Annotated in this window: 18 protein-coding genes; 9 read left to right on the top strand and 9 right to left on the bottom strand. The window is 72.4% G+C overall.

Features of this window, described 5'->3' with window-relative positions; genetic code table 11:
* Positions 1–37: 37 nt before the first annotated feature.
* From ACFVYL_RS35780 to ACFVYL_RS35765, 4 genes are all read left to right on the top strand, one after another.
* The gene (locus ACFVYL_RS35780) at positions 38–6,616 is read left to right on the top strand and encodes a type I polyketide synthase (RefSeq protein ID WP_389723784.1); all 6,579 of its coding nucleotides are present in this window, start codon (positions 38–40) and stop codon (positions 6,614–6,616) included.
* On the top strand, positions 6,613–7,047 hold the full coding sequence (locus tag ACFVYL_RS35775) for a DUF3291 domain-containing protein (protein WP_389723781.1): 435 nt from the start codon (positions 6,613–6,615) through the stop codon (positions 7,045–7,047). The genes ACFVYL_RS35780 and ACFVYL_RS35775 overlap by 4 nt, the downstream gene beginning before the upstream one ends.
* A 74-nt stretch (positions 7,048–7,121) precedes the next feature.
* Positions 7,122–8,267, top strand: coding sequence for an acyl-CoA dehydrogenase family protein (locus ACFVYL_RS35770; protein ID WP_389723778.1), 1,146 nt, complete (start codon positions 7,122–7,124; stop codon positions 8,265–8,267).
* Between the two features lie 10 nt (positions 8,268–8,277).
* A complete protein-coding gene (locus tag ACFVYL_RS35765; RefSeq protein WP_389723775.1) occupies positions 8,278–9,054 on the top strand; it encodes a thioesterase II family protein in 777 nt (258 codons plus the stop codon).
* A gap of 4 nt (positions 9,055–9,058) precedes the next feature.
* On the opposite strand, the gene ACFVYL_RS35760 is transcribed toward ACFVYL_RS35765, so the two are convergent.
* Positions 9,059–10,102 carry a GlxA family transcriptional regulator gene (locus tag ACFVYL_RS35760; RefSeq protein WP_389723772.1) on the bottom strand — a complete coding sequence of 348 codons (1,044 nt, stop codon included), beginning with the start codon at positions 10,100–10,102 and terminating at the stop codon, positions 9,059–9,061.
* A gap of 71 nt (positions 10,103–10,173) precedes the next feature.
* Between ACFVYL_RS35760 and ACFVYL_RS35755 the strand changes: the two genes are divergently transcribed.
* Both ACFVYL_RS35755 and ACFVYL_RS35750 read left to right on the top strand, forming a co-directional pair.
* Complete coding sequence (locus ACFVYL_RS35755; protein WP_389723769.1) at positions 10,174–11,583, top strand: MFS transporter; 1,410 nt, start codon at positions 10,174–10,176, stop codon at positions 11,581–11,583.
* A complete protein-coding gene (locus tag ACFVYL_RS35750; RefSeq protein ID WP_389723766.1) occupies positions 11,580–12,731 on the top strand; it encodes an epoxide hydrolase family protein in 1,152 nt (383 codons plus the stop codon). The genes ACFVYL_RS35755 and ACFVYL_RS35750 overlap by 4 nt, the downstream gene beginning before the upstream one ends.
* Before the next feature lie 16 nt (positions 12,732–12,747).
* Here ACFVYL_RS35750 and ACFVYL_RS35745 read toward each other — a convergent pair whose 3' ends face one another.
* Positions 12,748–13,188, bottom strand: coding sequence for a DUF2000 family protein (locus ACFVYL_RS35745; RefSeq protein WP_389723764.1), 441 nt, complete (start codon positions 13,186–13,188; stop codon positions 12,748–12,750).
* Between the two features lie 49 nt (positions 13,189–13,237).
* On the opposite strand from ACFVYL_RS35745, the gene ACFVYL_RS35740 reads away from it, so the two are divergent.
* Positions 13,238–14,101 carry an AraC family transcriptional regulator gene (locus tag ACFVYL_RS35740; RefSeq protein WP_389723761.1) on the top strand — a complete coding sequence of 288 codons (864 nt, stop codon included), beginning with the start codon at positions 13,238–13,240 and terminating at the stop codon, positions 14,099–14,101.
* 288 nt (positions 14,102–14,389) lie between these two features.
* Positions 14,390–14,851: an SPW repeat protein gene (locus ACFVYL_RS35735; protein WP_389723827.1), complete on the top strand. Its 462-nt coding sequence runs from the start codon at positions 14,390–14,392 to the stop codon at positions 14,849–14,851.
* Positions 14,852–14,898: 47 nt separating this feature from the next.
* Here ACFVYL_RS35735 and ACFVYL_RS35730 read toward each other — a convergent pair whose 3' ends face one another.
* The 7 genes from ACFVYL_RS35730 to cseB all read right to left on the bottom strand — a co-directional run bounded on the left by ACFVYL_RS35730 (position 14,899) and on the right by cseB (position 24,727).
* Positions 14,899–15,954, bottom strand: a complete 1,056-nt coding sequence (locus ACFVYL_RS35730) for a sulfotransferase (protein ID WP_389723758.1) — start codon at positions 15,952–15,954, stop codon at positions 14,899–14,901.
* A gap of 110 nt (positions 15,955–16,064) precedes the next feature.
* Entirely contained in the window at positions 16,065–18,452 is a 2,388-nt protein-coding gene (locus ACFVYL_RS35725; RefSeq protein WP_389723755.1) for a SpoIIE family protein phosphatase, read from the bottom strand.
* A 115-nt stretch (positions 18,453–18,567) separates the two neighbouring features.
* Positions 18,568–18,906: a hypothetical protein gene (locus ACFVYL_RS35720; protein WP_389723753.1), complete on the bottom strand. Its 339-nt coding sequence runs from the start codon at positions 18,904–18,906 to the stop codon at positions 18,568–18,570.
* A 152-nt stretch (positions 18,907–19,058) separates the two neighbouring features.
* Entirely contained in the window at positions 19,059–21,620 is a 2,562-nt protein-coding gene (locus ACFVYL_RS35715) for an ABC transporter permease (protein ID WP_389723751.1), read from the bottom strand.
* A gap of 159 nt (positions 21,621–21,779) precedes the next feature.
* Positions 21,780–22,580: an ABC transporter ATP-binding protein gene (locus tag ACFVYL_RS35710; RefSeq protein WP_389723748.1), complete on the bottom strand. Its 801-nt coding sequence runs from the start codon at positions 22,578–22,580 to the stop codon at positions 21,780–21,782.
* A 153-nt stretch (positions 22,581–22,733) separates the two neighbouring features.
* Positions 22,734–24,041, bottom strand: a complete 1,308-nt coding sequence (locus ACFVYL_RS35705) for a sensor histidine kinase (protein ID WP_389723745.1) — start codon at positions 24,039–24,041, stop codon at positions 22,734–22,736.
* A 5-nt stretch (positions 24,042–24,046) separates the two neighbouring features.
* The gene (gene cseB, locus ACFVYL_RS35700) at positions 24,047–24,727 is read right to left on the bottom strand and encodes a two-component system response regulator CseB (protein WP_389723824.1); all 681 of its coding nucleotides are present in this window, start codon (positions 24,725–24,727) and stop codon (positions 24,047–24,049) included.
* A 340-nt stretch (positions 24,728–25,067) separates the two neighbouring features.
* Between cseB and ACFVYL_RS35695 the strand changes: the two genes are divergently transcribed.
* Complete coding sequence (locus ACFVYL_RS35695) at positions 25,068–25,745, top strand: 1,4-alpha-glucan branching protein (protein ID WP_389723742.1); 678 nt, start codon at positions 25,068–25,070, stop codon at positions 25,743–25,745.
* Positions 25,746–25,839: the final 94 nt, after the last annotated feature.

The raw sequence follows: 25,839 nt of genomic DNA, 5'->3' as shown, positions 1-25,839 counted from the left end.
CGACTGTTCCGGGACCGCTCATGTTCGAGGAGGCACGTTGAACACGTCCGTCGACGATCTGGTCGAGGCGCTGCGCGAATCGTTGAAGGAGAACGAACGGCTCAAGACGAGGATCGCCGAGCCGATCGCGATCATCGGGATGTCGTGCAGGTTCCCCGGCGGCGTGATGTCGCCCGACGACCTGTGGGACCTCGTGGCGGCCGACGGTGACGCGATAGCGCCGTTCCCCTCCGACCGGGGCTGGGACACCGAGAGCCTCTACCACCCCGACGCGGACCACCCCGGAACGACCTATGTGCGCGAAGGCGGATTCCTGGAGGGCGCCGCCGACTTCGACGCGGGGTTCTTCGGCATCACGCCGCGCGAGGCCGCTGCCATCAACCCGCAGCAGCGGCTGCTGCTCGAATGCGCCTGGGAATCCGTCGAGCGGGCGGGCATCGATCCCGCCTCCCTCGTCGGCAGCCGCACCGGCGTCTTCGCGGGCGTGATCTACCAGGACTACAGCCTCCCGCTGCAGTCCCCGCCCCCCGACGCGGAGGGGTACCTGCTGACCGGCGAGCTCGCGAGCGTGGCCTCCGGCCGGATCGCCTACACCCTGGGCCTGCAGGGTCCGGCGATCACGCTCGACACGGCGTGCTCCTCGTCGCTTGTCGCGCTGCACACGGCGGCCGAATCGCTGCGCCGCGGCGAGTGCTCTCTCGCACTGGCGGGCGGTGCGACCGTGATGTGCCAACCACGGGTGATCACCGAGATGTCCCGGCAGGGCGCGCTGTCGCCCGACGGCCGGTCCAAGCCCTTCTCCGACGGCGCCGACGGGGCGGGCTGGGGCGAGGGCGCCGGAATACTCCTTCTGGAGCGGCTCTCGGACGCCCGGGCCAACGGCCATGAGGTCCTCGCCGTGGTCCGCGGCTCCGCCGTCAACTCCGACGGTGCGAGCAACGGCCTGACCGCGCCGAACGGACCGTCGCAGCAACGGGTCATCCGCGACGCCCTGCGCGCCTGCGACCTCTCGCCCGCCGACATCGACGCGGTGGAGGCGCATGGCACCGGCACCACCCTCGGAGACCCGATCGAGGCCGGAGCTCTGATCGCCACGTACGGGGTGGGTCGTCCGGTCGATCGCCCTCTGTGGGTGGGGAGTGTGAAGTCGAACATCGGTCATGCGCAGGCGGCGGCGGGTGTGGCGGGTGTGATCAAGACGGTGATGGCGTTGCGGCATGGGGCGCTTCCAGGGCTGGTGCATTTCTCGTCGCCGACCCCGCACGTGGACTGGGACGGCAGCGGGGTGGTGCCGTTGGCGAAGGCGGTCGAGTGGCCGAAGGGCGATCGGCCGCGGCGGTGTGGTGTGTCGTCGTTCGGGGTGAGCGGGACGAACGCGCACGTGATCGTGGAGGAGGCACCGCAGGAGGAGGCCGACGCGCTTCCGGACGGTGATCCCCAAGCGACCCCGGCTGCGGCCGTGCAACTCGACGTCGTGCCCTGGGTGGTCTCCGCGCGGACCGAGGCGGGACTTCGGGCGCAGGCGGCGGGGCTGCTTCCGGTCGCGGAGGCGGAGCGGCCGCAGGATGTGGGGTTCTCGTTGGCGGTGACGCGGTCCCGATTCGACCACCGCGCGGTGGTGTTGGGGTCCCGGCGCGACGAACTGGCTTCAGGACTCGCGTCGTTGTCCCGTGGCGAGCAGGCCCCGCACGTGGTGCGCGGGACCGCGTGGGCGGATCCGCGACCGGTGTTCGTCTTCCCCGGGCAGGGCGGCCAGTGGCTGGGCATGGCGACGGCTCTGGCGGAGTCGTCCCCGGTGTTCGCGGAGTCCCTGGCACAGTGCGGTCGGGCGCTGGAGCGCTATGTGCCGTGGTCGCTGGATGAGGTGTTGAGGGGGGCGGCCGGGGCGCCGGATCTCGATCGGGTCGATGTGGTGCAGCCGGCGCTGTGGGCGGTGATGGTTTCTCTGGCCCGGGTGTGGCGGGCGTACGGAGTCGAACCGGCCGCCGTGGTCGGGCATTCGCAGGGTGAGATCGCCGCGGCGTGTGTGGCGGGCGCGCTGTCGCTGGACGACGGGGCCCGCGTGGTCGCGCTGCGCAGCCGGGCGCTGGTGCCGCTGCTGGGCAGTGGGGCGATGCTGTCGCTCGGGCTCGGCGCCGCTCAGGCGCGCGAGCGCGCGGCGCGCTGGGGGACGCGGCTGACCGTGGCCGCGGTGAACGGCCCGGAGTCCGTGGCCGTGAGCGGTGAGGCGGCGGCGGTCGAGGAGTTGCGGGCCGAGTGCGAGGCCGCCGGGATCCTCGCCCGCACGATCAACGTGGGATACGCGTCGCACAGCAGCCACGTCGATCCGACCAGGGGAGAGCTGCTCGACGCCTTGGCGGGGGTGCGACCGCGGACGGGATCGGTCCCGATGATCTCGACGGTGACCGGGGAGCCGGTCGGGCACGAGGAGTTGGACGCGGAGTACTGGTGGCGCAATCTGCGCCGCCCGGTGGAGTTCGAGGCGGCGACGCGCGCCCTCCTCACCGCCGGGCATCACGTGTTCATCGAGATCAGCCCGCATCCGGTGATGGCGTTCGGCCTGGAGGGCACGATCGAGGCGGCACGGGCCGACGCCGTAGTGGTCGGGACTCTGCGCCGCGACGACGGCGGCCCGGACCGGATGACGACCTCCCTCGCCCAGGCCCACGCTCACGGCGTCACGGTCGACTGGGGCACCCACTTCGCCCCGGCCCGGCCCCGCCGCATCCCCCTGCCCACCTACCCCTTCCAACGCCGGCGCTACTGGCTCAGCGAAACGCCGCGCACCGGACCGACCGATCTCGCCGCAGCCGGGCTCGAACGTCCCGCACACCCCCTCATCGGCGCCGGTGTGCAGCTCGCGGAGACGGACGGGCACCTGTTCACCGCCCGGCTGTCCCTCGACAGCCACCCGTGGCTGGCCGACCACGCCGTCGGGGACGAGACGGTCCTCCCCGGCACCGCCATCCTCGAACTCGCCCTGCGGGCAGGGGAGCAGGTGGGTACGGAGTGGGTGGACGAACTCGTCCTGGAGGCGCCGCTGCTGCTGCCCGACGACGACACCGTGCAGGTCCAGCTCACCGTCGACGCCGTGGACGAGGAGGGCAGGCGCCGTGTCACGGTGCACTCCCGGCCGGGCGGCATCGGCGAGTGGACCCGCCACGCGACCGGCGTACTGTCCCCGTCGTGGGAGCCGCCGGGCGACGGATTCGCCGAGTGGCCGCCGCCCGGCGCCGAGCCGATGGACGTGGACGCCGTATACGAGTCGGCCGAGCGGGCCGGGATGGCGTACGGCCCCGTCTTCCGCGGTCTGAAGCGTCTGTGGCGGCGCGGCGACGAATTCTTCGCCGAGGCACGGCTGCCCGCGGAGGTCGGCCCGGATGCCGGACAGTACGGACTGCACCCGGCCCTGACCGACGCGGTACTGCACGGCTGCCTGGCCGCGATGGCCCGCGAGAACGCGCTCAAGTCGGCACCCGTTCTGCCGTTCACCTGGACGGGGACCGGCCTGTACGCGGTGGGGGCCGCCGCGGTCCGGGCACGGATCAGGGCGACCGGCGACACGGAGTTCAGCGTCGATCTCGCCGACGACACGGGTGATGCCGTCGGCCGGATCGCCACGCTGGCCTTCAGGCCCGCCGGGTCCTTGCTGGGCGCGACGGCGCAGCCACTGTCCACGGTCCGGTGGACCTCCTTGGCCGCCCCGGCCGTCACCGTGCCGGGCGAACGGCTCCGGCTGCTCGCCGGGCGCGGCGACGACGGTCTGGGCCGCCTGCTGGCGGACGCCGGAATCGAGTGCGGCACCTGGGAGAGCGCGGCGTCGGCCGCTCACGGGCCGGGCCCGGTGCTGCTCGATGTCCCGCCCGCCCCCGGCCCCACCGGTGCCGAGGGCCGTGACAGCCGTGACAGCCGAGATGCGGCCGTCGGCCTGGCCCGGTCGGCCGTCGACAACGTACGACTGGTGCTGTCCCGTACGAGGGAGTGGCTGGCCGCCACCGGGGATGCGCAGGACCGGCTCGCGGTGATCACGCACCGCGCGGTCGGGACGGCGCCCGACGAGGACGTGGCCGATGTCGCGGGGGCCTCGGTATGGGGTCTGGTGAGGACGGCTCAGGCGGAGTACCCCGGCCGGTTCGTCCTGGTCGACCTCGACGACGACCCGTCGTCCGTGGAGGCGTTGCCGCTGGCCCTGCAGACGGCGGAGGAGCAGATCGCGATCCGCGGGGGGCACCTGAGCACGCCGCGGATCGGTCCGCTGCGCACCGGGACGACGGCTCCGCCACTGGCGGGCCCGGATCAGACCGTACTGATCACGGGGGGAACCGGCGGACTCGGCGGGTTGCTCGCGCGGCATCTGGCCACGGAGCACGGCATCCGGCACCTGGTGCTGGCCGGCCGACGCGGCGAGGACACCCCCGGAGTCCATGAACTCGTCGCGGAGCTTCACGAGTTGGGGGCGTCCGTCCGGATCGCTGCCTGCGATGTCGCCGACTACGACGCCGTGTCCGCGCTCCTGGACTCCCTCCCCGCCGACCGGCCCCTCGGGGCCGTCATCCACGCTGCCGGAGTCCTCGACGACGGGACCATCGAGACGCTCACCGACGCCCAGATCGAGCGCGTCATGCGCGCCAAGGTGGACGGCGCCGTCAACCTGCACCTGCTGACCAGGGATTCCGCGCCAGGCAGTTTCATCATGTACTCGTCGGTGGCGGGCGTCCTCGGCACACCGGGGCAGGCCAACTACGCGGCGGGCAACGCCGTCCTCGACGCCCTGGTGCAGCACCGCAGGGCGTTCGGGCTGCCGGGCGTCTCGATGGCCTGGGGCCCGTGGGAACGCGGCACCGGCATGACCGGGGCCCTCACCGAGGCGGACCACGCCCGGCTCGCACGGTGGGGGCTGCTCCCACTGGACGCCCAGGACGGCTGCGCGTTGTTCGACGCGGCCCGCGCCGCCGACAGCCCCCTCGCCATCCCCTGCCGCATCCAGCCGACCGAGGCCATCGACGCACAACTCGTCCCGGCGATGCTCCGGGACATGGTCCGCAATGCACCACGGCTCCGCCAGGCCAGGAGCACGGCGAAGGGGGACAGCAGCGCCGGCGAACGCGAGCGGCTGCGCGCGTTCCTCACCGGTCTGCCCGCCGAGCGGCGCCATGCCGAACTGGTCGGGATCATCGCCCGGCACGCCGCCGAGGTCGCCAACCTGCCGTCCGCCGACGACGTCGCCGCCGACCTGCCGCTGATGGCGCTCGGCTTCGACTCCCTGGCATCCCTCGAACTCCGCAACCGGCTCGTGCATCTGCTCGGGCTGACCGGGCACCTGTCGGCCAACGCCGTCTTCCAGACCCCGACGCCCGACGGGCTCGCGGCACGCATCGCCGACATCCTGGCCGACGAGGACGAGACGCCCGAGGCGCCGGCCCAGGAGGCGGCTCCGGCGCGGGTGCGGCCGGCCGACGACATCGTTCCCGCCGCGGAGACCGCGCCCGCTTCTCTGGCGGCCGCGAAACATCTCTTCGTCACCGGCGGAGCGGGATTCCTCGGCGCCTTCCTGCTGCGTGAGCTGTACGACCGGACCTCGGCCACCCTGCACTGCCTGGTCGGGGCGGCCGACGCCGGCGAGGGTGCGGCACGGCTGCGGGAGACGCTGCACCGGTACCGGCTCTGGGACGAGAGCATGGCGGACCGCCTGGTCCCGGTGCCCGGCGAGCTCACCAGGCCCCGACTCGGCCTGACCGAGGGCGAGTTCGACGCGCTGGCCAGGACCGTGGACGGCGTCTTCCACTGCGATGCCGTCCTCGACGAGCTGGACCGTTCCGAGGAACTCGAGCCCGCGCACGCGTCGGGGACCGAGGAGGTGCTGCGGCTGGCCGGGCGGCACCGGACGGTTCCGCTGCACCACGTATCGACGCTCGCCGTCTTCGGGCAGCCCGGCCCCGACGGGCGGCCGCTGGCCGAGGACGCGCCCACCGGCCCGCTCTCGGCCCTGTCCCACGGTTACGAGCAGAGCATGTGGGTCGCCGAGGAACTGGTGGCCGGCGCGCGCGAACGCGGGCTGCCCGTCTCGGTGTACCGGCTGTCGCGGGCGTTCGGCGACCACGAGAGCGGGGCGTGCCGGGCGGACGACCTGCTCTGGCGCGTCGTCAAGGGCTGCGTCCAGGCGGGCGCGGCTCCCACCACCGAGCTGACCAGCGACATCGTCCCCGTCGACTACGCGGCGGCCGCCGTTGCCGCCCTGGCCTGCGACGGAGGCAGGCTCGGCGGGACCTTCCACCTGTCCGGTCCGGAACGGGTGCCCTTCGCCTCGGTCATCGCCGCCCTCACCGCACGCGGCTACCCCTTGGCGGAGCTTCCACCGGGGCTGTGGGCCGACATGGTGCGCAGCGACCCGGACAACGCCGCCCACCCGGTACTCGACACCTTCTCCGAGATGGCCCTGAACCCCGCCCCCGACGGACACGGCTCGCCGGCCTTTGCGTGCGACGCCACACGCGACGCGCTCGCGTCGGTCGGCGTCGCCGGTCTCCCGGTGACCGCCGGGACGCTTGCCGCGACCATCGACTACTTCGTCGAGACGGGCTACCTGCCGACCCCTCAGGAGGCTTCCAGCCGATGAGCGCCCGCTACCACATCGCCCAGGCGAACATCCTTTACGCGGTCGACTCGCTGAAGTCGGAGAAACTCGCCGACTTCCACGAGCTGGCACTCACCATCGACGCTCTTGCCCGAAAGGCACCAGGCTTCGTCTTCCGGCTCGAATCCCTCTTCGACCTCCCCGAAGACCCGTACATGCTGAACGTCTCGGTATGGGAGAGCCTGGCGGAACTTCAGGACTTCACCTACCGGGGTGAGCACGCGGACTCCCTGCGGATACGCCGGAACTGGTTCAAGCCGCCGCGCGGCGCCCCGTCGGTCCTGTGGTGGATGCCGTCGGGCAGCCTCCCCGATGTCGACGAGAGCATGGCCCGGCTCGGGATGCTCAACGCCAAGGGGCCGACCCCGGAAGCCTTCACGTTCCGGCGCTCCTTCCCGCCGCCCCAGTCCTGAAAGGCGAAACTGTGCACTCTGAGAACCACGCGCCGGCCGATGCGCCGATATCGTCGCCACAAGAGGCGCTGGCGGTGATCCGTGATTTCGCGCAGACCACTCTTCTCGGGCGCGACGCGGAGTTCGACTCGGGCGCGGAGCCGCCCTTGGAGCTCTACCGGCCGCTGCACGAAAGGGGCTTGCTGAACTGGTGGCTCGCCCCGGAGTACGGCGGCGCGGGCTTCGGTCTGGCCGACAGTGTCGACATCGTCTCGGAACTCGCCTACGCCGACGCGGGCTCGGCCTTCACGCTCCTGATCTCCGTCCTCAGCAGCTCGATGGTTTCGCTGTACGGGTCACGGGAGCTGCGGGAGAAGTTCCTCACGGCGATGGCGCGCGACGGAGGGTACTCGGCGGCCCTGGGCAGCGAGCGGGAGGCCGGAAGCGAGCTGATCAACCTCACGACCACGCTGACCCGGCGAGGCGATGAGGTGGTGCTCGACGGCGAGAAGATGTTCTCGACCAACTCCGGCTTCGCCGACTACCTCATCGTCTTCGCCAAGTCCGCGGGAGAGAGGGGAGAGGCGGCCTCCTACCGGGCGGTCCTGGTGCCCCGGGGGACGCCGGGTGCCCGCGTGGTCAAACGCTGGGACATGATCGGTCTGCGGTCGGCGGGCACCTATCAGGTGTCCTTCGACGACTGTGCCGTGCCGAAGGGCAACGTCCTTGACGGCCCCGGGCTCAAGATAATCGAGGTGGGCCTCAATTCCAGCAGGATCCTGATCGGGGCCATCGCGCTGGGCGTGGCCAGGAGAATCCGCGACCTCTGCCTCGACTACGCGATCACGAAACCGCTGGGCGGTCACAAGCTCATCGAGAACTCCGTCTTCGCGAGCAAGATCGGGCAGATGGAGATGCAGATCGATGTCATGCGCAACCAGTGCCTCGCGGCCGCGCGCGAGTACGACGCCATCATGGCGACGGCCGATCCGTCGGCGGAATTCCTCCGACGCGGCGCGCTGCGTTCGGCGTTGACGGCCAAGATGTTCTGCGGCCAGGCCGGTTGGCAGATCGCCACCGTGGGGTCGGAGATGTTCGGCGGCCTCGGCTATACGACGGAGCTGCCCCTCTCCAAATACCTGCGGGACATCAGGGCGGTGACCATCGTCGAGGCCGGGGACGACGTGCTGCGCGAACTCGTGTTCCGGCGGTTCGTGCTCCCTCCCAACCGTCGGATCTGAGGTGGCGAAAATGGGTCAGAGGTCGCTGAAGAAGCCGTCGCCCTGGTTGCAGCACGTCGTCTCCGGCACCCAGCCGGGCGAGGTCTGCCTGGTGTGCGTTCCGCCTGCGGGCGGCGCCGCAGGTGCGTACTGGACCTGGACACAGTGGCTGCCACCGCGCATGGACCTGCTCCTCGTCCAGCCGCCCGGCCGCGAGGACCTCTGCGCCGAGCCGCCGGAGTGGACGCTCGGTCAACTGCGCCGGCAGTTCGAGCAGGCGATGGCCGCCCTGCCGGAAGTGCCCTTCGTCGTCCTCGGCCACAGCATGGGCAGCCTGATCGGCACGCACATCGCGACCTGGCTGGCTCCGGTGAGGGACGTGCGGCGGCTGATCGTCAGTTCGTACCGGCCGGATCCGGGCGAGAGCCGGTTCACCCGCGTGTTCCCGGGCGGCACGGTCGACAGCATCGACTTGGTGCAGTTCGCCGAACTGAGCGGCATCGGCCGTGCGGAATGGGAGGCCCTCCCCGCGGATTTCCGCGAGCCGCTCACCCGGCGCTGGTACGCGGACCTCGCGCTGTCCGCGGAGCTGCCCGTCCCGACGGAACCGGTCCTGGACTGCCCGGTGACCGCATGGCTCGGCGACCGCGACCTCATGGCCGCCGACGAGATGAAGGCCTGGTCGGAACTGACCTCGGCCACCTGCGAGGTGCAGTCGTGGCCGGGGGGCCACGACTACCTCTTCGCCCGTCCTTCGCCGGTGGCCAAGCGCCTGGTCGAGATCATCGACCTCGACACGCTGGGGTGAGGCTCTACGGCTCCGAGACCGCCAACCGGCTCTCCGGCGCGTTGCTCACCGGGCTGAACCGAGCATGCCCGCGCCGGTACTCGGTGGGGGAGATCCCGAACTCGCGGGCGAAGTGGGCGCGGAGGTTGGGGGCCGTGCCCAGGCCGCTCCGCTCGGCGACGAGGTCGACCGGCAGACCGGTCCGCTCCAGGAGCTCGCGCGCCCGGGACAAGCGCTGGTCGAGGAGCCAGCGGCTGGGAGTGGTGCCCAGCTCCGCCTGGAACCGGCGGATCAGGGTGCGCCCGGAGACTCCGGCCCGTGCGGCGATGGAGCGGACCCCGATCGGCTGGTCCAGCCGGGCCATGACCCATTCGAGGACTTCCCCGAGACCGGCGCCGCTCCGTGCGGCCGGTATCGGCGATTCCACGTACTGGGCCTGGCCGCCCGCCCTGTGCGGCGGGACGATCATCCGCCGCGCGACGGCGTTCGCGGCCTCGGCGCCGAGATCCTCGCGGATGAGGTGGAGGCAGAGGTCGATCCCGGCCATGAGACCGGCGCTGGTGAGCACGTCGGGATCGTTGGTGTAGAGGATGTTCGGGTCCACCTTCACGTCGGGGAACCGGCTGGCCAGGGTCGGCGTGTGCGTCCAATGGCTGGTGGCCGTACGGCCGTCGAGGACCCCGGCCGCGGCGAGCACGAAGGCGCCCGAGCAGAGCGAGACCATCCTGGCGCCCCGCGCACGGGCGGCGCGGACCGCGTCGAGGACCTCGGCCGGCGGATCGGCGTGCACGTCCCCGGTCCCGGGGACGACGACCGTGTCCGCGGTCGTCAGGGCGTCGAGTCCATGGGTGGCGCGCAACCCGAACGTGCCGGCCGGCCCCCCGTGATCGAACCAGGCGCGCAGCGCCACCGACGCCCCGGCGCCGCCCACGCCGCACAGCTGCACGTCGTACCAGTCTCCCCAGTGGCCGTCCGGTGGGGTGCCGAAGGTCTGGCACGCGAGCGCGACCTCGATCGCGGCCTGCTGATCAAGGAGCAGCACCGCCAGGGTGCCCGGAACTCTGGTCATGTCGCGAAACTATCGGATGATGGCAAAGGCGCCGCTCGAGATGACCTTGGCCGCTCTGTACGGTGCGGAAGGTGACAGTCCACAACACCGAATCCCCTGCGCCCACCCGAGTCGGCGTCCGGCGGTGGCGGATCCTGGCGATCGCCTCGGCCGCCCAATTCCTCGCCATCCTGGACCTGTTCGCGGTGAGCGTCGCCTTCCCGGCGCTGGAGAGAACGTTCGACGGCGCCGGTCTCGCCGAGGTCTCGTGGGTGCTCAACGCCTACACGATCGTGCTCGCGGCGATGCTGGTGCCGGCGGGCAGACTGGCCGACGACATCGGCCGCAAGCGCGCGTTCCTGCTGGGGATGACCTTGTTCGGGGTGGCCTCGGTGGGCTGTGCCGTCGCCCCGGTGCTGCCCGCGCTGGTGGTGGCGCGGATCGTGCAGGCCGCGGCGGCCGCGATTCTCATCCCGACCTCTCTCGGCCTCGCGCTCCCCGCCTTCCCGCAGCACGAACACGCGAAGGTGATGGGCATCTGGACCGCGGTCGCCGCGGCGGGCGCCGGATCCGGCCCCGTGGCAGGGGGGTTGCTGCTGGCCGCCGGATGGCGGTGGATCTTCCTGATCAACATTCCCGTCGTGGTGGTCGCCGTCCTGGCCGGACGCCGTGAACTCCCGGCCTCCCCGCGCGGCGCCCGCAAGCGCCTGGACCTCCTTGGGGCGGTTCTGGTCCTGGCCACCGTGGCCGGCCTGACGACCGTGTTCACCCAGGCCTCCGTCTGGGGCTACGGCTCCGCGGCCATCCTCGGGTGCGCCGCGGCGACCGTTCTGCTGGGGGTGCTGACGGTGCGTCACCTGCGCCGGGCCCCGGATCCGGTGATCAGCTTCGACCTGTTCCGGCACCGGCTGTTCACGGTCGCCGTCAGCGGCGTGTTCCTCTACTACCTGGCGTTCGCCGCGATGATCCTGGCTGCCACGCTCTTCCTCACCGGCCGCTGGCACTACTCGGTCGTGGCCGCGGCGCTTGCCATCGCGCCGATGCCGGCCAGCACCATGGCGACGGCGCCGCTGTCCGGCCGTATCGTCGCGCGGTTCGGCGCGCGAGCCTCGGCGGTGCTTGGCGGGCTGACCCTCGCGGCAGGGTGCGGCTGGTGGGCGCTGACGGCGACGGACCGGCCGCAGTACCTCGTCGTGTTCCTGCCCGGCGCGGTGCTCGCCGGCATCAGCACCGCACTCCTGCAGCCGCCGCTGTTCGGCTCGGCGGCCACCTTGCCGCCGGACCGGATCTCGCTGGCCACCGCCGTGCTCATGATGTCCCGTCAGATCGCGTCGGCCCTCGGCGTCGCGGTCCTCACCGCGATCCTCGGTCACCAGGCACTGCACGGCTTCCGCGTCGCCTGGCTGGCCATGTGCGGGGCCGCGCTGGCATCCGCGGTCGCCGGCCTCCGCTTCCACGCCCGCCCCGCCACCCGGCCCGCCCGAAGGAGCAGTGTGCGATGAACGGACCGTCCGCAGACACAGTCCCGTTCCGGATCAGCATCCCGGAGTCCGCCGCGGCCGATCTGCGGGACCGGCTGCGCCGGACCCGGTGGCCCGAACCCGAGACCGTCGACGACTGGTCGCAGGGCACCCGCCTGAGTTACGTACGGGAGCTGTGCCGGTACTGGACGCAGGAGTACGACTGGGCCGCGGCAGAGGCCCGGCTGAACCGGTTCGCGCAGTTCACCACCGAGATCGACGGGCTGCGGATCCACTTCCTCCACGTCCGCTCACCACACCCGGACGCGGTCCCGCTCCTGATCACGCACGGCTGGCCCAGCTCGGTCGCCGAGTTCCACAAGGTCATCGATCCGCTGGTGGATCCCGTCGCGTTCGGCGGCGACGCGGCCGACGCCTTCCACGTCGTGTGCCCGTCCCTGCCGGGCTTCGGGTTCAGCGGCAAACCGTCCGGGACCGGCTGGGGCACGGAACGGATCGCTGACGCGTGGGACCGGCTGATGAGCAGGCTCGGCTACGCGCGCTACGGGGCCCAGGGCGGTGACTGGGGCGCCCGGATCACGATGGCCCTCGGCAGAAGGCATCCCGAGAACGTCGTCGGCATCCACCTGAGCATGGTTCCGTTCCACGAGCCGGAGAACACCGCCGACCTCACCGGGAGGGAGCGCTCGGCTCTGGAGTCGCTCGCCCGGCACCGGGCCCAGGGGACGGCCTACGCCACCGTGATGGCCACCCGCCCGCAGAGCATCGGCTACGGCCTCACCGATTCGCCCGCCGCGCTCGCCGCGTGGATCGTCGAGAAGTTCCAGGCGTGGGGCGACTGCGACGGCGATCCCGGTACTGCCTTCACCCACGACGAGCTCCTCGACAACCTCACGCTGTACTGGATACCCGCCACCGGGGCGTCGGCGGCCCGCATCTACTGGGAGAGCTTCGCCGCCGCCACCGGCGACGACGGTCCCGTCCCGGTGCCGGCCGGCTGCTCCGTCTTCCCCGCGGACTACTACCGGCCGTCCCGGCGCCTCGCCGAGCCGCAGTTCCCCGACCTGCGGCACTGGAACGAACTCGACAAGGGCGGGCACTTCGCGGCCCTCGAACAGCCGTCGACGCTGGTGAGCGAGGTCCGGGCCGCCTTCAGGCTGTTCCGCTGACTCTCGGGGGGATGCCTCAGGGGTGCATGCGGGCGCCCTTCATCACCTTGTCGACCGCGTTGCGCGGCCCGTACACGGCGACGCCGACCAGATCCAGCTGATCGCCCGGCACGGCCCGTACCGCCGCCCGGTTGTCACGGTCGTTGCCGGTGGCGAAGAGGTCGGAGGTGAAGACCGCCCGGGGCAGTGCGCGGCTCAGCGCACGGCCGTGCGCCGCCGTCACCGCCTCCTTCGTCCCCTCGAAGACCATCACCGGCTGGCGGAACATCGGCAGGTACGGGGTGCCGTCGGCGTCGGCGTACGGCTCGCCGATCACCTCGGGGTCCTGCGTGCCGAGGCCGCTGACCAGGAACGCGGTGACGTTCAGCCGCTGCCAGGTCTCCAGGTCCTCCCGCAGGATCACTGCGATCTTGGTGTCGAAACGTACGGGCGCGCTCTGCGTGGTGTCGGTCGTCATGCGACAAGGCTGCCGACCGCCCGGCCGCCCGGTCTTGTACGTTCTTGGCATGTCGTCCCCGCAGGAGGTCTCCGCGTGGCGCCCGCAGGTGCCGGGCGTCGTGGAGGTCTTCCACGCGCACTTCACCGAGCACGCGTACCCGATGCACGTGCACGACGTGTGGACGCTGCTCATCGTCGACGACGGCGCCGTCCGCTACGACCTGGACCGCCGCGAACGCGGCACCCCGCGGGACACCGTGTCGCTGCTGCCGCCCCAGGTGCCGCACAACGGCTCCCCGGCCACCGCGCACGGCTTCCGCAAGCGGGTGCTGTATCTGGACGCGCCCCTCCTCGACGACAGCCTCATCGGCCCGGCGGTGGACGACCCCGACATCACCGACCCGCTGCTGCGCCGGCGCATCGGACAGCTGCACGCGGCCCTTGCGCGGCGCGGCGACGAGTTGGAGGCCGAGAGCCGCCTCGCCCTGGTCGGCGAGCGGCTCCGTGGCCACCTCAGGCCCCGGCTCGCCGCGGCCCGTCCGGAGCAGGTCCGCGGGGTGGCGCACAGCTTGCGGGAGCTCCTCGACGAGCGGCTGCTGAGCGGTGTGACCCTGGACGAGGCGGCACAGCGGGTGCACGCCCACCCCACCCACCTGGTCCGGGCGTTCAGTGCCGCCTTCGGCATCGCCCCGCACCAGTACCTGATGGCCCGCAGGGTCGAGCGCGCCCGGCGACTGCTCCTCGACGGCAGGCCGCCCACCGAGGTGGCGGCGGAGGTCGGCTTCTACGACCAGGCCCATCTGACCCGGCACTTCAAACGGGTCGTGGGCATTCCCCCCGGCCGCTACGCAGGCAAGCGTGCCGGACCGGCCGGGACCAGGCGTGCCGGACCGGCCGGAACGGCCCCCTCCGCCGTACGACAAGACGGGTGAGGGCGAGTATTCTCGGGGTAGGTAGGAGCCGACGCCGCAGCGGGCTCCGAAGAGCAGTGCCCTCTCAAGGCCCGTCGCCCGGCACGGACGACGCGAGCCCCCTCCGGCCGAGCGGGACGGACCGCCCCGGATCGGCCCGGAAACCCGGCAGCCACCTGTCTGCTGCCACCGCCCCGAGTCCTGGTTCGGCCGCGTGACGACGTTCGGTGCGCGCGGCCCTGTCCGCACCCAAGAACCACCTAACTGGAGGTGGACGCAGTGGCAACGTCTCCCATGTCCCCGTCCTCCATGGAAACGCACCCGGACATCGCCGACATACGCGCGCGTCACGAGAGCGCCGAACGTGCGGCGAGCTCTCCGAAAGTGCAGGCCATCGACACGCTGGCCTTCCTGACGGGGCTCTACCTGGCCGCCTCGCCCTGGATAGCGGGGTTCAACGGCCTGACCCGCCTCACGGTCACCAACCTGATCGTCGGCATCGCCTACGCCCTCCTGATGAGCGGCGGCTTCGGCCGTGCCTACGACCGCACGCACAGCATGGCGTGGGCCGCCTGCGCGCTGGGCGTGTGGACGATCGTGGCCCCGTGGGTCGTGGCGGGTGACGTCAGCACCACGAGGACCGTGGTCAGCAACGTCATCACCGGTTGTGTCGCTCTCCTGCTCGCCCTGGCCGCCAGCGCGGCCGCCCGGCAGGGAGAGCCCGGCGCGAGCCGAGGCAAGGGAGGGATGTACCGAGCGGGTCCCGGCTGACCGGCCGAACCGGAACGGGTCCCGCGGGCGCCGCGGGACCCGTTCTCTCATGGCGCCCGGTGCCCGTCGTGCGGCGTCCTTGCCAGCGCGCGGGTGCCCGCGGCGCAGCTCTCCCGCAGTTCGGCGAGTTCGGCGGCGGTCAGCTGCCCCGCCGCGGAGCCGCGGCGGCCGCCGTCGAGCAGGGCGCACGCGCCGTCCAGCCACCGCGGGGACGGCTCGACCCCGACGAACGCGGCGAGGCGGATGAGCTCATCGCGGGGCGCGTCGAGGAGGTCCTCGTAGCCGAGCGTCATGCGCTGAGCGGCGGGCAGCCCGTCGATGAACCGCGTGCCCTGGACGACGAGTTCGGACCAGAGGGTGCCGAAGCGCCGCAGGGGGAGCTCCCGGTCCCGTACGAGGGCGGGATCGAAGCGCTCGCCGAGCAGGAGGGCCAACTCCGGCGGGAGCGAACGGACCTGGTCGGCCGTCATGTCCGCGAAGTCCTCGACACCCGTCCGTTCCCTGATCTCGCGCATCAACGTGATCACCCGGTACCCGGGGTGACGGCTCATGGAGAGGGCACAGTCCGGCCCGTCACGGAAGAGGTGCACGAACTTCGCGTACGGGAAGGCGGCCCGCAGCCCCGGCGCCCACCCCGTCGAGTATCCGGAGCGCTCCACGACGGCGGTGCGCCCGAACCACGTGCCGAGCAGCTCGAAGAGGGCTTCGTGATGGCGGGCGGCGGTCCGGACGGGCCAGTCGACGACCGCGGCGCGGATCTCGTCGAGCAGGCCGTCGGGGTCGTCGGTGAGGTGGGGCAGCACCATGAGGGAGAGCGCGGGGATGCCGGTCTCCGCCGCGTACCGTCCGGGACTGCGGGTGTAGAGGAACTCGGGCATCGGCAGCCCGCTGCGGAGCATGCCCGCGAAGTACGACGTGGGCCGGTAGAGGGCGTCCCAGAACTCCGCACCCGACAACTGGCCTTCGGGGAAGGCCACTTCGCCGACGGAGGCCATGTACTCGTTGAGGCTGAGTACGTCGGGGTGCGTGTTGAGGATGCGGGACAGCGCCGTGGAGCCGCTGCGGCCCGTACCGATGACGAAGGTCAAGCTGCGCAAGGTCACTCTCCGGGAGCACGGGCGGGAATTCCAGGGCTCCGGGCACCTCAGCACACTCGGGCGGAGGGCGCCAGACGGCAGGGGGAGTTACGGCCGCGGCCTCGGCCGCCCGGCCGTCACCGGCCGTCCCGTGCCGTCGTGGGGAAGGCCTGCTCGGTCCAGATGGTCTTGCCGGAGCGCATATAGCGTGTGCCCCACCTCTGGACGAGCTGCGCCACGATGAAGAGGCCGCGGCCGCCCTCGTCGTCCTCGCCGCTGTGCCGCAGGTGCGGTGAGGTGTGGCCCGTGTCGGCGACCTCGCACAGCAGGGTGCGGTCACGGATCAGACGCACCTGGACCGGCCCTTCCGCGTACCTGACCGCGTTGGTCACCAGCTCGCTGACGACGAGCTCGGTCGTGAACGACAGCTCTTCGAGGCCCCAGCGGCACAACTGGCCGGTGGTCAGGTCCCGGGCCCGGCCCACGGCGACGGGCTCCGCGGGCAGCTCCCACTCGGCGACCTGCGACGTGTCGAGCTCACGGGTGCGGACGAGCAGCAGGGCCGTGTCGTCGGCCGTCGAACCGCCCGGCACGAGCTCCGCCACTGCCCGGTCGCACAGTTCTTCCAGGGACGCGTGCCGGTCGCCCAGCACGCGTCCCAAGGTGTCGAGTCCGTGGTCGATGTCGCGGTCGCGCGCTTCGACCAGACCGTCCGTGAAGAGGGCCAGCAGGCTGCCCACCGGCAGCTCGATCTCCATGGACTCGAAGGGCAGACCGCCGAGGCCCAGCGGCGGGCCGGCCGGCAGGTCGGGGAAGGACACCTGCCCGTCCGGATCGACGACCGCCGGAGGCAGGTGCCCGGCCCTGGCCATGACGCAGCGCCGCGAGACCGGGTCGTAGACCGCGTAGAGGCAGGTCGCTCCGGTGGTCACATCGGCGTACGCGCCGTCGGGCGCCCCCTGTTCGTTCCACTGTTCGTCCCCCGTCTGCGCCACCAGATCGTCGAGCCGCGAAAGCAGCTCGACGGGGTCCAGGTCCATCTGGGCGAACGCGCGTACGGTCGTCCGCAGCCGGCCCATCGTGGCGGCGGCCTGCAGACCGTGGCCGACCACGTCGCCGACCACGAGCCCGACCCGGGTCCCGGACAGCGGGATGACGTCGAACCAGTCACCGCCCACCCCTGTCACGTCGTCCGTGGGCAGATAGCGGTGGGCCACGTCGACCGCCGACTGCTCCGGCACCTGCCGGGGCAGCAACTGGCGCTGGAGGACCAGGGAGGCGGTGCGTTCACGCGTGAAGCGGCGTGCGTTGTCGACCGACACGGCGGTCCGGGCGGCCAACTCGTCGGCCAGCGCCACTTCGCCGCTGTCGAAGGTGGCCGCGGGCCCGCGCAGGAACGTGACGAGTCCCAGGACGCTGTTCCCGGCCCGCAGCGGAACGACCAGGGTGGCGTCCTGGAGGACGAGCCCGCCCGAGGAGAGACAGCGGTCCTGCGGAGAACCGGGCGGGTACCGTACCGGCGGGTGGTCCCGGCCTCTTTCCTCATGGGTGTCCTCGGCCGGGCTGCGGGCGACCCGCACCAGGGACATCGACGCCGACCCGCCGGTGGCCGGAACTTCGCCCTCCAGCACCGCCCGCGCGAGGTCGACCGTGACGGTGGCGGCGAAATCCGGCACGGCCACCTCGGTGATCTTCTCGGCCGTGGCGAGGACGTCGAGGGCGGTCCCGATGCCGCGGCCCGCCTCGACGAGCAGGGCAAGGCGCCGCTGGGCCCGGTAGCGGTCGGTGATGTCGAAGGCGTCCTCGCACACGCCGAAGACGTGACCGTCGGCGTCCTGGAGCCGGTAGTAGGCGCAGGACCAGAGGTGGTCCGTGTCCGGGTCGCTGGGCGGCCGCCCCTCGAAGTGCAGGTCCAGGAACGGCTCGCCGGTGTCGAGGACGTGGCGCATGACCGCGTCGAGGGTGGGCGGGTGCCCCCTGGTCACGAACCTCCCCGCCGAGTACAGCTCATCGGCCCGGGAGCCGCGGAACTCGGCGAGAGGGCGTCCCATGTCCTGCTCGTACGCCGCGTTGCACCAGGTCAGACGCAGATCGGTGTCGTAGATGGCGAGGCCGACGGGTGACTGGGTGGTCAGCCCGTGCAACAGCGCCTGCCGGGCTTCCCACCAGCGCAGATCCGTCAGCTCCGTCGCGACGAGGACGCGCAGCGGAGCACCGGCGCCCGCCAGCGGGCAGACCGCGACGGCCACGATCAGCTCGCGCCCGTCCCGGTGCCGGACCACGCGGATCTCGTCGCCCCGGAACCCGGGAGGGAGAGGGGGAACGGTGGGCGCCGTGCCGGGCGGTGACAGGAGCGTGGACAGGGGCCGGCCGACGATCTCCTGCTGCGGGTAGCCGAGGAGCTGTGTCGCGGCGGCACTCCACCCGACGACCGTGTCCCGGGCGTCGACGATCGCCGTGGCCGCCCTGGTGATGTCGAGGGGGCCACGAAAGTCGACACTCCGCTCCGCGTTCCAGGCCGTCATGGCGCCACACCAGCCGCGTTCATTGCCTACAGAATCCGCCGTCCTCGGTGCGGGCACAACCGCGGCACGCCCAATCGCCGCCGCCCGGGGCGACAGGACGCCGCGTCCGGGCACGCTACCGCCCGGCGGGCCCGCTGAGTGAGGTGCCCCGTTCCTCCTCCAGCTGTCGCAGGCAGTCGTCCCACCGCCTGCGTCGCTCGGCGAGCTCCTGTTCCCACCACGCGGTGCCGCGTTCCCCCAGCCCTGTCTTCGCCAGCTGCACGCGGGCCCGCGCGGCCTTGCGGGCCGCTTCGTCGTCGCCCGCGGCGGCCACGGCCCTGCGGGCCGCCATCAGGTGGTGGACGAGGCGCTCCTTCACGTCGTCGGGCACGCGGGGGTCGGTCGCCCGCCAACGGCGGCCCTTGACGATGATGAAGTGGCCGTCCTCGGTGTATTCACGGTTCTCTGCCGCCATGAGGTCATCATGGCCACCGCGCACGGTGTCATCACGATCGCCACGTCGGCGAGCACTCCCGATGGGACAGACACCGCGGGCATTCCCTGTCCGGCAGTCGTCGGCCGTCGGACGAAGCCGAGGTCTGACAGCCGACGACTGCCGCCCGCCCCTCAGACCTCCGCCACAGCCTCCAGCGGGCTCAGCCCCGCCGCCCGGCGGGCCGGAAGCGTGGCCGCGAGTGCGCCGGTCGCCAGGGATGCCAGGCATACGAGTACCAGCGTTCCCCACGGGACCGACAGCGCGTACTGCTCCATCGCGCCGTTGGCCAGTGCGCCGACCGCCCACGCCCCGAACACCCCGCCCACCAGGCCGAGGAGCGTGCCGAACGCGGCCACGGTGACTGCCTCCAGGCGGATCATCCGCCGGATTGCGGAGCGGTCCATGCCGATGGCGCGCAGCACACCGATCTCGCGGGTGCGCTCCGCGACCGACATGGCCAGGGTGTTGACGATGCCGAGCGCGGAGATCACGACACCGATGACAAGGAGGCCGTACATCAGCGTCAGCAGGTTGCCCACGGCACCGGCCGCCTCGCGCACGAGTTCCTCGCGGTCCTGCACCTTCAGGAGCGGGCTGGCGCCCACGGCGGTACGCAGCCGGTCCTGGGTCCGTGCGGTCGCGCCGTCGTCGGTGCGCACGAGGATCCGCTGCACGGAGCCGGGCTTGAAGCTGTGGTGCCGCACCTCGCTACGGGCGCCCAGCGCGTCCTGCGCCGTGGGGTTGTCCCGGTAGACGCCGACGACGGTGTAGTGCGTGACCTGCTGGTCGCGGCCCATCGACGCGGTGAGCCTGTCGCCCGCGCCCACGCCTTCTTCCCGCGCGAGGCCGCTGGAGAGGGCGATCCGGCCCGGCCCGAGGTCGTCGAGCGAGCCGTCGACGAAGTCGAGCTTCATGGTGGCGGCGGCCGACCGCGGGTCGACGCCGGAGACCGCTCGGACGCGGCCGCCGACGAACAGGGTGGAGTCCGAGACCGCGGCGGCGGTCCGCACCCCGGGGGTGTCGGCCACCCGCCGGACGGCGGCCTTGTCGATGCCGCTCGTGGGGGTGCGGGTACCGATCACGTAGTCGGCGCCGAGCCCTGCCGCGCTCTGGCGGTCGAGGGCCTGGGCGGTGGAGTTCCCGATGACGGCGAGCCCGGCGACCAGCGCCGTACTGATCATCAAGGTGGCGGCGGTGGCTGCGGTGCGCCGCGGGTCGCGCAGCGCGTTCTCCCGCGCGAGATGGCCGACGGCGCCGAAGCGTCCGGTGAGGCGTCCGGCAAGCCGGATCACGGGAGCGGCGAACAGCGGCGAAAGGACGATCATGGCGACGACCAGGACGGCGCAGCCGAGCATCGCGCTCCGCAGGTTCTCCTCCGAAGCGTCTTCGGCCCCGGTGAGCGACACCAGGAGACCGGCACCGACGACGAGGAGCGCGAGCCCCAGTACACCGCGGCGGCGGGATCGCGCGGCGGAGGGCGGCTGTTCGGCCACCCGCAGCGCCTCGACGGGAGCGATCCCGGCCGCCCTGCGCGCGGGCAGCCACGCGGCGAGAACGGTGACGCCCACCCCCACGCCAAGAGCCGCGAGAACGGGCCGCGCGCCGATCACCAGCGGCCCGTCGGGCAGGGTGTCGCCGGTGGTGCCCAGGACGTCGGGCAGTACGGCGGCGAAGCCCAGACCGAGCAGGAAACCGGCCGCCGACGCGACGAGACCGATCAGCAGGGCCTCCAGGAGGACCGAGCGCACCACCTGGCGGCGCCCCGCGCCGATCGCCCGCAGCAGCGCGATCTCCCGGGTACGCCGGGACACCAGCATGGTGAAGGTGTTGACGACGAGGAACGAGCCGATGAAGAGCGACACCCCGGCGAAGATCATGGGCATCTTCCGGTAGCCGCGGGTCATGGTGTCGACGTTCGTCGCCTGCTGCTCGGCCTGCGCGCCGCCCGTGATCGCCTGGGCCCGGTCGGTCGGCAGGACGTCCTCGACGCGGCGGGAGAGTGCGAACTGGTCGGTGCCGCCCGCGGCGGATACGTCGATGCCGGTGTAGTGGTCGGGGGACGCGAACAGCCGCTGGGCGCTGGCCTTGTCGAACAGGACGAGGGTGCCGCCGGCCGTCACCCGCGTGTCGTGGGTGGTCACGGTGCCGACAAGTCGCTTCTTCATGACGGGGCCGTCGGTGGCCACCGTGACCATGTCACCGATGCGGAGGTGCCCGGCGGACGCGGTCCCGCTGTCCACGGCCAACTCCGCGCCGTTGCGCGGGGCGTGGCCCTCGGCCAGGGGGTACCGGCTGTCCTTGCCGTCCTTGCCCGGTACGTAGGCGGAGCCCAGGTTGGCCCACGCCTTGCCGGCCCGCAGCGGCGTGCCGTCCGCCGCGTTCAGGACGGCCGAACCGTCGGCCGTGGGGCGCACGGCGGTGACACCGGGGAGGCCCGCCAGCTTCCTCACCAGGGCGTCGTCCAGTGCGGGGGAGTGCTCGTCGACGGGGGTGCCCGGAGGCGGGTCCTGCGGGGTCACGCTGACGGCGATCCCGGCGATATTCTGCGAGGCGGCGGCGCGGTAGGCCGCGGCCGAGGAGTCGGCGAAGACGAGGGTGCCGCTGACGAACGCGACACCCAGGCAGACCGCGAGGACGGTCATGGCCAGACGGGCCTTGTGCGCGAAGACGTTGCGCAGAGCGGTACGGAACATACGAGGCGGATCCTGGGGGAGGGCTTGCCGGGAGAGAGCCAGCGAGCGGTTGGCTGGTGCAGTGCAGTGCAGTGCAGTGCGGGGGCGGTTGCCCTGGGGCGCCGATGGGGCCGGGTGTGCCGCGCCGGTGCGGCGGCCGCGGCGGAGAGGCGCGGCCCGTCAGCTGGTGCGAGGGCCGGTGTCGAGCGTCTTCATCAGGTCAAGGACCCGCTCCGGCGTCGGCTGCTCCATCTCGTCGACGAGCCGGCCGTCGGCCAGGAAGACCACGCGGTCCGCGTAGCCGGCGGCGACGGGGTCGTGGGTGACCACGACCACGGTCCGGCCCAGCTCGCGCACCGAATCGCGCAGGAAGCCGAGCACCTCGGCCCCGGCACGCGAGTCGAGATTGCCGGTGGGCTCGTCGCCGAAGACGATGCCCGGCCGGGAGGCCAGCGCGCGGGCCACCGCCACGCGCTGCTGCTGCCCGCCGGACAGCTGCCCGGGGCGGTGGTCGAGACGCTCGGCGAGACCGACCATGGACACCACGCGCCGCAGCCACTCCTCGTCGGGGCGGCGGCCCGCGATGCTCAGCGGCAGCGTGATGTTCTCGATCGCGGTCAGGGTCGGCAGCAGATTGAACGCCTGGAAGATGAAGCCGATCCGGTCACGGCGCAGCTCCGTCAGCTGCCGGTCGTTCAGCGTGCTGAGCTCGGTCGTGCCGATGCGTACGGAGCCGGAGCTGACCGAATCGAGTCCGGCGGCGCAGTGCATCAGGGTGGACTTGCCGGAGCCCGAGGGACCCATGATCGCGGTGAACTCGCCCTCCCGGAAGGAGATGCTGACCCGGTCCAGGGCGACGACGCGGGTGTCGCCGCTGCCGTAGACCTTCGACAGGTCGGTGGTGGCGGCCGCGATTCCGGTGCTCGCGTGCAGATGATGCGGGGCATGCCGCTGGTGCGGGGCGAAGGGGCCGGGATTCACAGGGTGACTCCTCGTCGGTGCGGAAGGTGCACGTCGAAGGGTGCCCGGGGAACGTATCGGCGCCTGGGCCGTGATGTATCGGTCACGGCTTTGCTGCGCGGCGGTTGTGTAGCGGGCGTAGCGCAGCGGGAGGGGGTGGGTGCGCCGCGCGGGTCAGTCCGGCAGGCGCAGAGTGGCGACCGCGCCGCCGTCCGGGGCGTTGTCCAGGCGCAGTTCGGCGCCGAGCAGCCGTGCCTGGCCCAGCGCGATGGTCAGACCGAGGCCGTGTCCCGAGCCGCGCTCCGCCGCGCCCGTGTGGAAGCGCCGCGGCCCGTCGCGGAGTACCTCAGGGGGAAAGCCGGGGCCGTGGTCGCGTACGACGACGGTGTGTCCCCCGACGGTCACCCGCACCGGCGCCGCACCGTGCCGGTGGGCGTTGACGACGAGGTTGCTGACGATGCGTTCGAGGCGACGTGGGTCCGTCTCGACGGTCTGCGCCGACCGCACCCGCGCAGCCTCGTCCTCCGGCCCTTCGCCGACCGCGGCCTCGCCGACCGCGACCTCGGCGACCGCGACCTCGGTGTCCAGGCCGGTGCGCACCACCGCTTCGGAGACGACCGCCCCGAGTGGGACATGGGCACGGACCGGCTGTTCGGCCCCCGCGTCGAGGCGGGAGATCTCGAGGAGGTCCTCGACCAGTCCGCGCAGATCACGCACCCGGGCCCGCAGCAGGTCCTCCGTCTCACCCGCGGGCAGCAGGTCCGCGGCGGCCAGCAGACCGCCGACCGGGGTACGCAGTTCGTGGGCCACGTCCGCGGTGAAACGGCGCTCGGAGCGGAGCTGCCGGGCGAGGTTGTCGGCCATGAGGTCGACGGTGGCGGCGATGTCGTCCACCTCGTCGCGGCCCTTGGCGGGCCCGGTCCTGGCGTCCAGGTCCCCCGCGGAGATCCGGCTGGCCGTCTCGGAGACCCGTCGCAGCCGCCGGCCGAGCAGCCCGGCACCGTACACCGCCACGGGAACGGCCGCCGCGAGCGCCACCAGCGAGGCCACCACCATGACCACGTCGAGCCGGCGCAGCTCGTGCAGTTCCGGGCTCATGTTGATCCGGACGGCAAGGACCCGGCTGCCCGGCCCGCCGACCCGCTGGGCGCCCCAGTAGCTGGGCCCGAGGTTGTCCTCGACGCGTCCGTCGAAGGCCGTGTGCCGCTCGCCGTCGGCCGGGTGGCGCAGTGCGGCGGGCAGGTCGTCCGGATCCAGCTCGGCCCCGTCGGCCAGCGTTCCGGTGCGCCGGTAGGTGTCCATCGCGGAGTAGACGGTGTTGAAGGCGTTCGCGTCCGCCCGGCCGCGGATGTCCCGCGCGGTCCACGCATGCACCAGCACGCCCACGACCGCCGCGACGAGACAGGCCGTGGCCGCGGCCAGCGCCGCGATCTTCCAGCGCAGGGCCACCCGGACCGGCCGCGGCCGGCGGAACGACGGCACGGGGCTCAGCGCCTGAGCTTGTAGCCGAAACCGCGGACCGTCTCGATGCGGTCCCGTCCCAGCTTGCCGCGCAGCCGCTGCACACACAGGTCCACGACCCGGCTGTCGCCGTCCCAGCCGTAGTCCCAGACGTTGCGCAGCAGCGTGTGCCGTTCCAGCACGATCCCCGGGTGGGCAGCGAACTCGAGGAGCAGCTTCAGTTCGGTGGGGGTGAGGGCCACCGGACGCCCGGACACAGTCACCTCCAGGCCTCCCGTGTCGATGCTCAGATCCCCGAAGACCAGCACCCTCTCCTCGGGCGGCGGCGTCCCCTCGCCCGCGGTCGGGCCGGGCCCCGGGCCGAGCCCCGGGGCGGGGGCGTACGTCGCCCGGCGCAGCAGCGAGCGGATGCGGGCCACCAGGACGTAGGTGTCCACGGGCTTGACCACGTAGTCGTCCGCCCCGGCCTCCAGACCGGCGACGACATCGAGTCCGTCGCCGCGCGCGGACATCATCAGGACCGGCACCAGGCTGGTCTCGCGGACCCTGCGGCACAGCCCGATCCCGTCGAGGCCGGGCAGCATGACGTCCAGAATGAGCAGGTCGAACCGCTCGTCCCGGAAGAGTTCGAGCCCCGCGAGGCCGTCCGCCGCGACCTCGACCCCGTACCCGTAGCGCTCCAGGGCGACGGCGAAGGACCGGCGCATCAGATCGTCGTCCTCCACCAGCAGCACACGGACGGGCTGCGGGGAGGCCGGAGCCGGGGCGGACGACGACACGGGTGGATCACTCCTGCGCGGAAGGGGTGGAAGAGGCGGGTGGGCCGGACGACCTGAAAGGAACGATGACGACCTCAAAGGAACGATATGGCAGACAACGGGCTCGGCAACTTCCATCGGGGCCGGAGCGCCCGATCGATGGGGGACCAAGCGCTGCGTGATACCCACTGGATACAAACCCGCCCCAAGTACCTCACCGCTCTGCCCCCGCCACTCAGGTGGCAAGGTAGGGGCGCCCGCACCCGCTCGACGGAAGAGAGCCCCCGGCATGGCCGTCATCCACCGCACCTCCGTTGAACCGAGCAAGCTGGAACTGCTCGGCTCCTGGCTCCCCGCACGCCCGTGGTACCGCGGCGCGGGCGAACCGCAGCTGGTCACGTCCGGCGGCTTCCGTCTCGATGACCCGGAGGGGGCGGTGGGCATGGAGTTCATCGTGGTCACCGATACGTCCGGCGCCGAGGCGACCGCGTATCTAGTGCCGCTCACCTATCGCGGCGCCCCGCTCGACGGCGCGGAGCACGCCCTCGTGGGCACGATGGAGCACGGGGTGCTGGGCCGGCGCTGGGCCTACGACGGCTGCCACGACCCGGTGCTGGTCGCCCAGTTGCTCGCGCTGGTCGAGGGCCGGGTACAGGCCCAGGACCAGAACATCAGTGACGCCCCCGACCGGGAGGTCACCTCCTCATACACCGGTGAGGGCCCGGCCGCCCCGGTCCCGCCTCTTCCCGCGACTCCCGCAACCGACGACCAGGAAGGCACGACGCTGCCCCTCCCGCACGGCGCGCTCCTCCACCTGTGCCGGGTCCTGCAACCCGCCGGGAACGGCAACCCCCTGCCTCCCCAGGGAGCAGCCGGGCACATCGCCGGTTCCTGGCAAGGGCTCGACGGCGCCCGCGCGCGGGGACTGTTCGCCACCCTGCGCACGGGCACCCCGAACCCCGGCTAGGCCCTGTCGTCAAACTCGCGTCTGCCTCGTGACGCCTGGCACGCACGCTCGCCGCGTTGTCGGGCTCATCCCGGTACGCCCAGTACCGGGACTG

The organism is Streptomyces sp. NPDC058308, assembly GCF_042880275.1.
Lineage (GTDB): Bacteria > Actinomycetota > Actinomycetes > Streptomycetales > Streptomycetaceae > Streptomyces.
The sequence above is the reverse complement of the archived record's forward strand: the minus strand, read 5'-3'. Positions and strand labels throughout refer to the sequence as shown.